The sequence below is a fragment of the Xanthomonas sp. SHU 308 genome, assembly GCF_000364645.1.
Classification (GTDB): domain Bacteria; phylum Pseudomonadota; class Gammaproteobacteria; order Xanthomonadales; family Xanthomonadaceae; genus Xanthomonas_A; species Xanthomonas_A sontii.
In genome coordinates, this window is record NZ_AQOK01000187.1 from 1 (window position 1) to 12,986 (window position 12,986).

8 protein-coding genes and 1 pseudogene are annotated in these 12,986 nt (G+C 68.9%); 3 read left to right on the plus strand and 6 right to left on the minus strand.

What is annotated here, in order from left to right; all coding sequences use genetic code 11:
* Window positions 1–1,057 (minus strand): filamentous hemagglutinin N-terminal domain-containing protein (locus D588_RS0107390; RefSeq protein ID WP_026143475.1); only part of this gene is annotated, 1,057 nt, incomplete at its 3' end.
* A 79-nt stretch (window positions 1,058–1,136) separates the two neighbouring features.
* Window positions 1,137–2,777, minus strand: coding sequence for a ShlB/FhaC/HecB family hemolysin secretion/activation protein (locus D588_RS0107395; protein ID WP_198526738.1), 1,641 nt, complete (start codon window positions 2,775–2,777; stop codon window positions 1,137–1,139).
* A gap of 343 nt (window positions 2,778–3,120) precedes the next feature.
* Here D588_RS0107395 and D588_RS0107400 point away from each other — a divergent pair, with 343 nt between their 5' ends.
* From D588_RS0107400 to pyrF, 3 genes are all read left to right on the plus strand, one after another.
* The gene (locus D588_RS0107400) at window positions 3,121–3,744 is read left to right on the plus strand and encodes a hypothetical protein (RefSeq protein ID WP_017915521.1); all 624 of its coding nucleotides are present in this window, start codon (window positions 3,121–3,123) and stop codon (window positions 3,742–3,744) included.
* 90 nt (window positions 3,745–3,834) lie between these two features.
* Window positions 3,835–4,749 carry a 5'-nucleotidase, lipoprotein e(P4) family gene (locus D588_RS0107405; RefSeq protein ID WP_017915522.1) on the plus strand — a complete coding sequence of 305 codons (915 nt, stop codon included), beginning with the start codon at window positions 3,835–3,837 and terminating at the stop codon, window positions 4,747–4,749.
* Window positions 4,746–5,480, plus strand: coding sequence for an orotidine-5'-phosphate decarboxylase (pyrF, locus tag D588_RS0107410; protein WP_017915523.1), 735 nt, complete (start codon window positions 4,746–4,748; stop codon window positions 5,478–5,480). Before D588_RS0107405 ends, pyrF begins: the two co-directional genes overlap by 4 nt.
* 187 nt (window positions 5,481–5,667) lie before the next feature.
* Here pyrF and D588_RS0107415 read toward each other — a convergent pair whose 3' ends face one another.
* From D588_RS0107415 to D588_RS0107430, 4 genes and pseudogenes are all read right to left on the minus strand, one after another.
* Window positions 5,668–7,185, minus strand: a complete 1,518-nt coding sequence (locus tag D588_RS0107415; RefSeq protein WP_017915524.1) for a tryptophan halogenase family protein — start codon at window positions 7,183–7,185, stop codon at window positions 5,668–5,670.
* A 118-nt stretch (window positions 7,186–7,303) separates the two neighbouring features.
* Window positions 7,304–10,336, minus strand: coding sequence for a TonB-dependent receptor (locus tag D588_RS0107420; RefSeq protein ID WP_017915525.1), 3,033 nt, complete (start codon window positions 10,334–10,336; stop codon window positions 7,304–7,306).
* Between the two features lie 90 nt (window positions 10,337–10,426).
* Window positions 10,427–11,488: a LacI family DNA-binding transcriptional regulator gene (locus D588_RS0107425; protein WP_017915526.1), complete on the minus strand. Its 1,062-nt coding sequence runs from the start codon at window positions 11,486–11,488 to the stop codon at window positions 10,427–10,429.
* Window positions 11,485–12,986, minus strand: a pseudogene (locus tag D588_RS0107430) (hypothetical protein); the annotation flags it as partial. The gene D588_RS0107425 and the pseudogene D588_RS0107430, both read right to left, overlap by 4 nt.

The following is a 12,986-nucleotide window of genomic DNA, read 5'->3' on the forward strand; positions in this document are numbered from 1 at the left end:
CCGCGGCATCGAGCAGGCCATGGGCGATGGTGTCGCCGCTCAGCGCCAGTTGCGCGGCGCGCAGGCGCACGCCGGCCTGCTGCGAGCCGAGCACGCCTTGCTGACTCAGCGCGCCGGCCGCGCGCAGGTCGACGTCGTCGCGGGCCACCGCGGTGCCGGCCAGGCTCAGCTGACCGGCGCTGTCGATCTGCAGGCTGCCGCTCTGCGCGGACAGGGTGCCGCGGCTGACCACACCGACACCGGCTTCGGTGGCGATCAGGCGGATGCGGTCGGCGTACATGCCGCCCAGGTACGCCACGTCGATGCCGATCGCCGGCGGTGCACCGTCGCTGCCCGGCAGCACCTCCAGCAGCATGCCGTCGTAGCCGATACGCTGTGCACCGGCGCTGGCCAGCAGATCCTTGGCCCACACCGAACCGCCCACGCTCAACTGCCGCGACAGCAGATCCAGGCGGTCCACGTTGTACGCGTCCAGACCGTTGCTGCCGATGCTCAGCGCACCGCCGGTGATGGAGAAACCGTTCAAGGCGCCGTCGGCGCCGAGCAGCGGCGTGCCGGTGGCCAGGGTGACGCGCGAGGTGTTGAGGAAGCCGCAGCCGTCGCAGACGATGCCGTTGGGATTGGCGATCACCAGCTGCGCCTTGGCCCCGGCGATCTCGGTATAGCCCTGCAGGCGGCTGGTGGTGGAGGTGACTTCGTTGAGGATCAGCGTGGCCGCGCCGCTGTTCTTCAGGTTGTCGTTGCCGGCGATGTAGCCGCCCAGTTCGGTCTTGGAGATCTGCGCGCTGTTGTTGAGGATCAGGCCGTTGCTGCCGACGTCGAAGCGCGAATAGCGGTTGTGCGAGACGCCGCGCGCGTTGGGGGCGACGATGTCGACCACCGGCACGCCGTTGGCGGCGGCCTGCTGGCCGGGCTGGCGCCCGTCCGGATTGGCGACCGGTGCGACCTGCGCGTACAGCGGCAGCGAGGTCCAGGTGACGGTGCAGCACAACAGCGCGGCCAGGCCGCGCTTGAGCGGCTCGAGCAGGCGGTGGCGGCGGTCGTCGGTACGGTCCATGTGCATCGTCGTCTCTCTCGTGCCGCGCACCGCGGCAAAACCCATCGCGTTGCCTGCCGCCGGCCGGCGGCAGGACGTGTCAGAACTGGTAGATCAGGCGCACGCCGTAGGCCGGCTGCGCGCTGTGGAAGTCGCGCGGTGCGTGCAGGTCCCAGCCGGCGAAGCCATCCCAACTGAGCCCGCCGTACGCGCCACGCACGCCGACGAAGCCGCCGACCAGGCTGCGCCCGGCCAGGCCGGCGGCGCTGGGCCCGGCGATGCGGCCGGCATCCACGCCCAGGTACGGGGTGATGCCCAGGCGCTGCACCGGCAGGTTGAGGCTGTTGCGCCAGTACGCGCCGCGCTCGGCGCCAAGGGTGCGTTCGCCGTCGAAGCCGCGCACGCTGTAGCGCCCACCCAGGGTGATGAATTCCGAACCCAGCAGCAGTTGCGGGGAGGTCTGCGCATGCAGGCTGCTGTCCCAGCTCATCGTCACCGGGCCCAGCGCGAACGGCAGGCCGGCGCTGATGTCGAGCGTGGTGACGCCGTAGCGGTAGCCGGGGAAGCCCACTGCCGGGTCGTAGCCGGTCCACTGCCCGTCGAACCACGGGGTACCGCGGCGATGGCCCAGGCGCGTGTCCAGCTGCAGCTTGCCCAGGTAGTGGCGATGGCTGAGGTAGAGCTCGGCGCTGGTGGTGTGGCGGCGCTGGATGCCGATCTCCACGCCGTCCAGGTAACTGCGCGCCGCGCGCTTGGCCACCACCATGCCCAGCGTGGTCTTGCTGGTGCCGGTGCGGTGGATCACCCGCTGCAGATCCAGTTGCGCGCTGTCCGAGCTGCCGCTGGACTGGAAACTCTGGCGGAAACCCTCCACCTGCTGGTGGTAGCGGTACGACGACAGCGACAGGGAGAACGTCCACCAGCCCCACGGCACGCTGTAGGACAGGCTGTTGCCGCGCGTGCCGCGGGCGGCGCCGTCGTCGACGAGGTCGTGGTTGTAGCCGATCGAGAGCAGGTCGTTGATGCCCAGCGGCGCATCCAGGGCGAAGTCGACGCCGCCCTGGTAGCGGCCGGTCGCCTGCACGCCGGAGTCGTCGGCGTTGAGCACCGCGCGCCAGCGCTTGCTGCGCTGCACGGTGATCAGCAGGTCCGACTCGCCGGGCTGCTCGCCCGGGGCGATGTCGATCTTGGCGTCCTGCGACGGCACCCGCTTGAACTGCTCCACGCCCTGCTCGATCGCGCGCAGGTCGAGCACGTCGCCCGGCCGCAGCGGCAGCGCACCGCGCCAGAACACGCGGCTGTCCGCCGACTGCACCCGCACCTGGCGCAGGCGCCCGGGCAGCAGTTCGAAGCGCAGCTCACCGCGGGACAGGTCCTGCGCGGGCACGCCGAGGCGGGTGGTGACGAAGCCGCGCGCGACCAGTTGGTCCAGCGCACGGCGGCGGATCAGGTCGATGCCGGCCGTGCCGATGCAGCGGCCCTCGTAGCGGCGCAGCGACTGCCACAGCCAGGAAAAACGCGCCGCGTCGGGGCCGGCGCCGCTGAGGCGGACGCGCTGGATCGGGAAGCACAGCGCTTCGGTCGGCAAGACGGTGCTGCGCATGTCCGCCGGCGCTTCGGCCTCGCGCGGGCCCACGAACGGCGCCTGCCGGTCCTGCTCCTGCTGGCGCTGGACCTGCTCGGCCTGGCGCAGCTGTTCCTGGCGATCGAGCGTGCTCGGCGGGTCCTGCGCCTGCGCCATGGGCACGCTGGCGAACAGGCACGCAGCCAGCACAATGCGAGAAGCTCCTTTTCTCCGGCGATCCACTGCGACGTCCCCTGTGACGCTTCCCGCGTTTGCCTGCGGTGCAGGCGCGATCGCGTCGCAGCGCACCAGGCGCCGCGTCGCACGGTTTTCCATGCCTGGAAGTGTGGTGGAAACCACAGTGCGGCGGCATCGGGAGGCTCCCGACACGCTGTCGGTAAATCCCCTGCAAAACAGGCGCTTGCGAGAATTTCGTCACCTTCGCAAAGGACGCACGTCACAACTGGCGCGCGATCCACGGCGGCTGCCACACTCTTGGCTCACACCTCGAAGGCCTCGCATGCTGCCGCTCCTCCTCCTGCTGGCCCTGGCCTCGCCCGCTGCGCCCGCTGCCGTGCCCGCCCACAGCGCCGCGACGCCGACACCGACGGACTGCCGCGCGGCATCGGCCGTGCCGTCCGATACCGACGTCTGCGATCCACGCCGCGGCCTGCTGCATCTGGCCTATCGCGCGGGCCGTGTGGTGCTCCAGCTGCCCGGACGCACACCCGCCGTGCTGGAGACCATTCCGCGCGCCTACGCACCGGAGCGGATCGGCGCCGAACGCGCCATCCGCCTGCTGCCGACCCGGTTGCAGCCGTATCTGGCGCGCGACCGCCTGCTGTACCTGTCGGTGCGCCGTTCCTCGCCCGGGGACGGACATGGCTACTGTGGCGCCGGGGCGGAGATGGCGCTGACCGTGGTCGACCTGCACGGGGCGCCTTCGATCCTGGCCCGGGTGCCGGTGTCCAGTTGCCTGGACAACATCGACCTGGACGCGCCCGACCTCGACGACCTGACGCCCTACGCCGTGCGCGACGGCCGCCTGCGCATCCGCTTCAGTGCCTATGCCGGCCACGACGATGCCGACCCCGTCGAGGCGGTGCTCGCCCCGGACCTGCACGGACTGACGTTCGCGCCCTGAGCGCGGCAGCCCGCCTGCGCCACTGCGCGCCGCGCCTGTCATCGCAACCGGCTAAAATCCGCGGTTCATTTGCCCAGGTTTCCACACCCGATGACGCCGATCGCCCGCACCGCACTGGCCTGCGCCGTGCTCGCCCTGTCCGCCTGCAAGCCGCAGGCGCAGGTCGCCGACCCCACCGCCAAGCCGGCCGCCCCTGCAGCTGCCGCCACGCCCGCAGCTGCCACGCCGGGCGCCGCCGACGACAACCTCAACGCAGTGCTGTGGATGCAGCGCTCTGCCGAGTACCAGGCCCTGGCCGAGCAGACCTATCGCGCCGCCGCCGACCGCCTGGATGCGGCGCTGAAGGAGCCGAACTGGGACGCGCTGGTGCCGGAGGAGCGCGGCAACGCCGCCGCCGGATTGAAGCCGGCGGTGGTGATGGACGTGGATGAAACCGTACTGGACAACTCGCCGTACCAGGCGCGGCTGATCCGCAACGGCAAGGAATACGACGAGGTCACCTGGGACCAGTGGGTCGCCGAGAAGAAGGCCAAGCCGATTCCCGGCGTGGTCGATTTCGCCAAGGCCGCCACCGCCAAGGGCATCACCGTGCTGTACGTGACCAACCGCGCGGTGCACCTGACCGACGCGACCCTGGCCAACCTGCGTAGCGCCGGCCTGCCGGTGGCCGACAACAGCGTGCTGCTGGGCCTGGGCACGGTGGTCAAGGACTGCGAGCAGAACGGCTCGGAGAAGAACTGCCGGCGCAAGCTGGTCGGCCAGCAGTACCGCGTGCTGATGCAGTTCGGCGACCAGCTGGGCGATTTCGCGCAGGTCGTGGCCAACACCCCGGAAGGCCGCGCGCAGTTGCTGCAGCAGTACCACGACTGGTTCGGCGAGCGCTGGTGGATGCTGCCCAACCCCAGCTACGGCTCCTGGGAGCCGGCGCTGTTCAACAACGACTTCACCCAGTCGCGTGCCGCCCGCCACCAGGCCAAGGTGCAGGCGCTGGAGCTGGCGCAGTGAGTCGCGCGCCGCTGGCGCTGGCGCCGCACGAGCGCCTGATCTTCGCCCTCGACGTGCCCGGGCGCAGCGAGGCGCTGGAGTGGATCGAGCGGCTCGGAGAGGCGGTGGCGTTCTACAAGATCGGCATGGAACTGCTCGCCTCCGGCGAATATTTCGACGTGCTGGATACGCTGGCCGGGCGCGGCAAGCGGGTGTTCGTGGACCTGAAGTTCTTCGACATCCCGGCCACGGTGGGCGGGGTGATCCGGCGGCTGTCGCAGTGGCCGGTGGACTACTGCACCATCCACGGCTGGCACCCGCCGATGATGCAGGCCGCGGCCGAGGCCAACGGCAGCGACATGCGCCTGCTGGCGGTGACCGTGCTGACCTCGATGGGCCGCGCCGACCTGGCGTCGATGGGCATCGACCGCGCGCCGGAAGACGTGGTGGTGGAGCGCGCGCTGGCCGCGCAGGCGGCCGGCATCGACGGCGTGATCGCCTCCGGCCAGGAAGCGGCGCCGATCCGCCGCGCCACCGGCGCCGGCTTCTCCATCGTCTGCCCCGGCATCCGCCCGGGCGGCCCGGTCGGCGACGACCAGCAGCGCACCGTCCGCGTGGCCCAGGCCTTCGCCGACGGCGCCGATGCGATCGTGGTCGGCCGGCCGATCCGCCAGACGGCCGATCCGCGTGCTGCCGCCGAGGCGATCCAGCGGGAGATCGCGCTGACGTTGGCCGGCGACGCTGTCAGTTGATTTTAAATCAATGACTTAACCAACAACTTCTAAAGCATTGCTTTAGCTCCGGCATGCCGGTAGCATGCCCAGCGTCCGGCTCTGCCGGAGATGTGCCATACCGTTCTCCGGCTTCGGTCGGATTTGAAGAGGCCCGCGCCTGGTGCGCGTGGCCTCTTTTTTTGTGCCCGCGCGGCGCCGGCCGTGCTCACACAGGCCTGGCCGCGCAATAGCGGTCGATGAAGGCCTGGTGCGGCGGCATCGCGTCGGCGCAATGGCCGATGGTCTGCTCGACGCTGGCCATGAAGCGCTCCAGGTCGGCCTGCGGCACCTGGTCCACCAGCGGATGGTAGGCGCGCGGCAGGATGCCCTGCCCCACCATCACCTGCACCCAGCTGATCTCGGCGAACATTTCCTCGCCGTTGCGGTAGAAGCGGCCGCTGTCGCGGAACAGCGCCAGCGTCTCCTGCAGCTCCGGGGTGATCGGCATGCTGCGGCAGTGCCGCCAGAACGCGCTGTCGTCGCGCTCGGTGGCGTGGTAGTGCAACAGCAGGAAGTCGCGGATGCGGTCGAACTCGAAGGCGATGCGCTCGTTGTAGCGCCGCACCAGCACCGGGCTGATGCCCTCGCGCGGGAACAGCTCCAGCAGCTTGGAGATGCCGGACTGGACCAGGTGGATGCTGGTCGATTCCAGCGGCTCCATGAAGCCGCTGGCCAGGCCCAGCGCGATCACGTTGCGGTTCCACACCTGCTTGCGGCGGCCGGTGACGAAACGCAGCGGCCGCGGATCGGCCAGCGCCGGGCCGTCGAGGTTGGCCAGCAGCGTGGCCGCGGCCTCGTCGTCGCTGATGTGCGCACTGCAGTACACGTAGCCGTTGCCGGTGCGGTGCTGCAGCGGGATGCGCCACTGCCAGCCGGCCGCGCGCGCGGTCGCGCGGGTGTACGGCGTGGGCGGGCCGACCTTGGCGCAAGGCACCGCCAGCGCGCGATCGCACGGCAGCCAGTGGCTGAAATCGTGGTAGCCGGTGTGCAGCGCCTGCTCGATCAGCAGACCGCGGAAGCCGGAGCAATCGATGAACAGGTCGCCGGCGATCGCCTCGCCCGATGCAAGCCGCACCGCGCGCACGTCGCCCGATTCCGGATGCAGCTGCACCTCCTCGACGATGCCCTCGCGCCGGGTCACCCCGCGCTGTTCGGCGTAGCGGCGCAGGAAGCCCGCGTACAACGCCGCATCGAAATGGTAGGCGTAGGCGATGTTGGCCAGCGGCGAAGTCGGCGGCACGTCGGTGGCCGAAGTCATGAAGCGGTCGCGCTTGGCGGCGACGGTATTGAGCGTGTAGGCGCCCAGCGGCCTGGCCTTGCCGGCCAGCGCCTGCTTGAACCAGTACTGCTGGAACGGCAGCAGCCCGAGCGGATGCCCGATCTCGGTGCCGAAGCCATGCACGTAGGACGTACCCGGGCGCTGCCAGTCGGCGAATTCGATGCCGAGCTTGAAGCTGCCCTGGGTGTGGCGCACGAACTCGGCCTCGTTGATGCCGAGCAGATTGTTGAAGGCCTTGATGTGCGGCACGGTGGCCTCGCCGACGCCGACGATGCCGATCTGCTCGGACTCGATCAAGGTGATGCGGTAGTCGGGGCCCAGCACACGCGCCAGCGCGGCAGCGGCCATCCAGCCGGCGGTGCCGCCGCCGACGATGACCAGGTTGCGGAGAGGGGCGGCGATCATGCGTGCAGGGTCCTGTACCGGAAAAAGAGGCGACCGCAAACGCGGACGGGGCCACGCGGCCCCGTCCGTTGAAACCCCACGCGCGCCGGTCGGGCACGCGCGTGGGCCATGCGGTGGATCAGAACTTGGCGCCGATCTCGAAGGTCACCGTCCGCGGCACGTACATGATGTCGCCGGTCTTGTTGATGCTGATGTTGGGATCGTACCGGCCGTTGCTGCCGAAGTCGTTGTAGACGTACGTGTTGTAGTTCTTGAAGTTGAAGGCGTTGAGCAGATTCACGCGCGCCGACAGCTTGAAGTCCTTGTACACGGTGAAGTCCTTCGACGCCTGGAAGTCGACCGTACGGTAGCCCCAGATCTTGCCGCCGACCAGGAACTTGCCATTGCCCGGCGGAATCGCAGCGACCTGCTGGCAGGTCGCGCCGTCCGCATCCGTGTGGCCATAGCAGGCGATGGTGTTGATCGGCTCCGGCGTCGCCAGCACCACCTTGGCACCGAAGGTCATGCCCCATGGACCGTCGATCGAACCAGACGCGACGAAGCGGTGGCCCGCGACGGCGTCGGACTTCACGAACGGATAGTCGTGGATGGTGGCCTTGTCGAAGGCGAAGGGCTCGTCGATGTTGCGGTTCTGACGCGCGTTGGTATGCGTGTAGGACAGGGTCAGGCCCCAGCCCGATTCCTTGGTATAGGGCTTCTCCGCCGACAGCAGCACCTGGGTGGTCCGCTGTTCCAACCCATTCATGCCGATGATGGTGTTCTTGTAGCCCGGCACCGGCTGACCCCACGGCGCGCTACCGGTCGCATCGAAGTAGGAACCGTCCGGATAGCGGTTGATCAGCGACATAGCGAAACCGTCGTAGCTCAGGTTGCGCTGCACGGTCACGTCGGTAAGCCAATCGCCGACCTGGTTGCTGATGCCGATGCTGTACTGGTCGCTGTACGGGGTCTTCAGGTGGTTGTTGAACATGAACAACTCGCCGCTGCCGCTGACGCCGGAAATGGCATTGAGGTTATCCATGCCGTTAAGGTACTTCGTATCCCATGGCACGCACACGCGGCCGCTGCGATAGCACTGCCCGGTGGCGGGGTTCTGGAAGAACACCGCGACCGGCGACAGCGCCGCCTTGCTGGTTTCGTATGCCATCTGTTCGAACAGATTGCGGTCGTAGGACCGCCCGGCACCACCATGCAGCACGGCGGACTGGTCACCGAAGAAGTCGTAGGAGAAGCCCAGGCGCGGCTGCCAGGCATCCTTGAAGTTCTTGCGGTTGTGGCCGTTGCTTATGTAGTCGGCGGCATTGACGCCGCTCGGCAGCAGGCGATCGGCCCAGGGATGGCCTGGGTTCGCCGGATCGTCGGCGTACAGCGCCTGCACGAAGGCGGCCGAGGTGACGAAATCGGTATAGGCCGGGTTGTCCTCGTAGTCCCAGCGCATGCCGATGTTCAGCATCAGCTTGTCGTTGACCGCCCAATCGTCTTGCAGGTACACACCATACTGCTTGGCCTTGGTCGTAACCACTGCACTCTGGCCGGGGGTGGCGTACGGCGAGTAGAAGTCCACGCGATAGGGCGTGGAGGCCACACCGTTGGCATCGACCGAGTAGCTGAACTGCGGATTCAAGGAGGCGGCATCCTGCGCCGTCAGCTCGATGTCCTTGAAGTTCACGCCCATCTTGATGGTGTGGTCGCCATGCCACTGGAAGCTGGTGAAGGTCAGGTCGTTCTGCAGCGACCAGCCCTTCTGCTGACGCTTCTGCACGCTGGCGCCGCCCGAAGGGCCAGTGGACAGGAAGTTGTACTCGCCGATGTTGGGATCGGTGTAATCCAGGTAGTTGTAGATGACGCCATTGCCGATCGACATCGGCAGCGGATCGTTACGCCCGTCCTCGCGGCTGACGATCAACTCGTTGTACCAAGCATCGGCGCTATGCGCCCAGCGCAGCGCCACACGCTTGTCCTTGTTGATCTTGTCAAGGCCGTGATCGGTCGCGTTCTGCCCACCGACGTTGTCGGTCTGGGTCTCGTCGCGGACCTGCGCGCTCAGTTCGAAACGGTCGCGATCGGTCGGCTCGAAGTCGATCTTGCCGAAGTACAGGTCTTCGGTGAACGGCAGGTTGGCTGCGCCATACTGGCTGGACAGATTGGACGGCAGGAAGCCCACATAGCGGGCCGCCTTGGCATCCGGATAGATCGTGCGCGGCACGACGTTGTCCTTGCCTTCGTACGCGAAGAAGAAGTGCATGCGGTCCTGCAGGATCGGGCCACCGATCGCGAAGCCGTATTCCTTGGTCTGCGAGTCCACCTTCTTGCCGGTCGCTTCCTCGGCCGGGCTCTTGTCGCGCAGATCCTGGTCGGTGTAGCGGTAGAACACCTCGCCGTGGAACTCGTTGGTACCGGACTTGGTGGCGGCGGTGACCGCCGCGCCGCTCACCTGGCCGAACTCGGCCTTGTAGTTGGAGGTGATGACCTTGTACTCGCCGATCGCCAGCTGCGGGAACGGGTTGCCCTGGCTGTCGTTCTGGCCGGCGATACCGCCCTTGGCCACGTAGCTCTTCTGGCTGACGCCGTCGATGTACAGATTGCCGGCACTGCTGTTGGAGGCGCCACCGCGCAGCGTGGTGTGACCCTGCGAATCGATCTGGAACACCATGCCCGGCACGGTGTCGGCGAACTCCAGGAAGTTGCGGGTGGCCTGCGGCAGCTGCTCGATCTGGTGCAGCGACACCACGTTGCCCACTTCCGAGGTCTTGACGTCCTTCAGCAACGGCGCGCTGACGGTGATGGTGTCCAGGGTCGTGGCGTTGCCGCCGGCAGCCGGGGTGGCGGCGTCCAGATCGACGGTGGACGAGGACGCGACCTGCAGGGTCACCGTCTTGGTAACGCCATTGGCCTCGACCTTGTAGGTGCCCGGCGGCAGGCCGACCACGGTGTAGCTACCGTTGGCGGCGATCGGCGCGCGGCGCACCGAGCCGGTGGCGATGTTGGTGACGGTGACCTCGGTACCGGCCTGGGCGGCGGCAACCTGACCACGCAGCGTGGCGTTGCTGGACTGGGCCATCGCCGGCATGGTGGCGAACAGGCAGGTGGCCAGCGCGCAGCACAGCAGGCTGCGTGCGGGCAGGTTGGAGGCGGAACGCGATTTCTTCATGACTAAAGCCCTCCCAGGGCGGTCAACGGGATCATTGTTGTGTTCTTCTAGGTGGTGCAAAAAACGACATCGGTGCTGCATGCGTCGGTGTCAGTCCATGGCGGTCCCTCGCTGGGCACTGGAAGCACGAACGATCAGTTGCGGAGCGATCGCATTGGCCGCTGCCGCCGACGCCACCGGAGCGGCATGCGGCTCCAGCGCACCGAGCAGCAGTTGCATGGCGCGGGCGCCGAAGCCGGCGATGTCCACGCGCATGGTCGTCAGGGCCGGATGCACGTAGCGTGCCATCGGCACGTCGTCGAAGCCGGCCAGGGCGATGTCCTCGGGCACGCGCAGCCCGGCATGGGTGAAGGCGAACAGGCAGCCCAGCGCCATCATGTCGTTGGCGGCGAACACCACGTCCGGCCGCTGCCCCTGCAGCAGGGCTTCGCCGGCGCGGTACCCGGAGGCCTCGTCGAAGGCGCCGGGCAGCACCAGCGGTGCCACCTGCGGGCAGCGCTCGCGCAGTTCGTCGCGGTAGCCGCGCAGGCGTTCGCGCGCATCGAAGTTGTCGTCCGGCCCGGCGATGAAGGCGATGCGGCGATGGCCCACGTCCAGCAGGTGGCGGGTCATGGCGCGTGCGCCGCCGTAGTTGTCCACGTTGAGCACCTGCGCCTCGCCGATGCGCTCGGCGCAGTTCATCAGCACCGCCGGCAGCGCGCCGGGCAGCATGTCGGCCGGGTCCTCGGCATCGCTGGCCAGGGACGGCGACATGATCAGCAGTCCGTCGACGCGCCCGGGCATGCGCCGTACCGCCAGCCGCTGCTGTTCCGGCTCGCCGTGGTAGCTGGACACCAGCAGGTGCAGGCCGCGCTCGCGCGCCACCGTATCGATGCCGCGGATCAGTTCGGAGAAGAACTCGCCGTGCAGGTCCGGCAGCACCACGCCGATGGTGTGGGTGCGGCGGCTGCTCAGGCTGCGCGCGGCGTGGTGCGGCACGTAGTGCAGGGTGCGCGCGGCTTCCAGCACGCGCGCCCGCACCGACTCGGCCACGTGCTGATGGCCGTTCATGGTGCGCGACACGGTGGCCACCGAGACGTTGGCCAGGCGCGCCACATCCTTGATGGTGATGTTGGCGCGCGCATCCGGCGCCGGGACGGGGGGCGGACTCACCAGCGTGCCTCCAGGGTCCGGAACGGCTTGGACAGGGTCACGCCGCCGGCGTCGTAGTGGTCGATCCGGCGGCCGTCCACGCGCACCTGGGTCGGCCGCGTGCGCGTCGGCCAGACCACGCGCACGGCGGTCCCGGTGCGCAGGCCGCTGTCGAGTTCGACGCGCAGCCGCCCGTCGCGCTGGCGCGCACGCAGGCCGAGCGTGCCGTAGGCGGTGGGCAGGCGCTGCACGGCCAGGCCATCGTCGGCGAGCCAGGCTGGCGGCACGCCGGGCAGCAGCACCAGCGCATCGTCGCCCTCGTGCATGAGCATGCCGAACAGGGCGCGCGCGTACTCGGCGCCGATCCAGGTATGCGGCATGTCGCCCAGGTAGCGCGGGAAGCGCAGCCGCGACTGCACCACCTCGGCCAGCACCTGCCATTCGAACGGGCGGCGGTCGCGCAGCAGGTCCTGCAGCAGTTCGTCGGCCACCTGCGGCTGGTCCAGATGCACGTAGGTCAGCACGTTGCGCATCTCGTACGGGGTGTAGGCCCACAGCGCATTGGGTTGCTTGCGCTGGCGCACGTCTTCCAGATAGCGCGCAAAGGTGGTGCGCAGCGCCGCCTCCGGCAGCAGGTCCTGCTGGCCGGTGGGATCCAGCGCGATCGAGACGCTGGTCGGATCGCCGTCGCCCAGGTCGGCCGCGGCGGGAATGTAGTCCGCGCCCTTCCACGCCATGGTGGCGCGGATGGAAGCGGCCAGCGAGCTGCGCAGCGCCGCGTACTGTTCGCGCGCCCAGGCGGCGGTGGCGGCATCGCCCAGCGAGTCGGCCAGCCAGGCGCCGTCGTGCCAGCCCTTCAGCGCCCAGTAGTCGTCCCAGTAGCTGTGGGTGGGGCTGGAATAGCCTTCGTGGCTGATCGACGGGGCGAGGATGCCGCGGAAGCGTTCCGGCGCCGGCTGCTCGGCCATGTAGCCGGGCACCAGGGTGCGCTCGCGCAGTTCCTGCAGGAACTGCATCGCCAGCTTCACCTTCGGCAGGTAGGCGCGCACGCTTTCCGGGCCGCCGTCCAGCCGCGCGACGTCGGCAACCAGGGTGATGTACTCGCCCTGGCTGTCGTACTCCAGGTCCGAGCCGAAGCCATCGTTGACGCTGCCGTCGTCGTTGAGGATCGGCGAGACCAGCCCGTTCGGGTGCACCGCATGGTCGCTGTACCACTGCAGGTAGTCGCGCGCGACCTGCGCCTGGCCCATCCGCAGCAGGATCGCCGAGGTGGCCATGCCGTCGCGGATGAAGGAGCGGTTGTAGTTGCGCGGCCCCGGCTGCATCGCCGGGCCGGTCTGGTTGATCAGCATGTACGCGGCCTGCGCGCGCAGCATGTCCACCAGACTGGCGTCGGGCAGGCGCAGGCCGACGTTGCCCAGGCGCTGCTGCCAGTCCGCGGAGACCTGCTCGGCCAGCGCGTCGAAGCTGCGGCCCGCGTCGCCGCGGCCGGCGGCGAGCAGCGCGTCGCGGTCCAGCG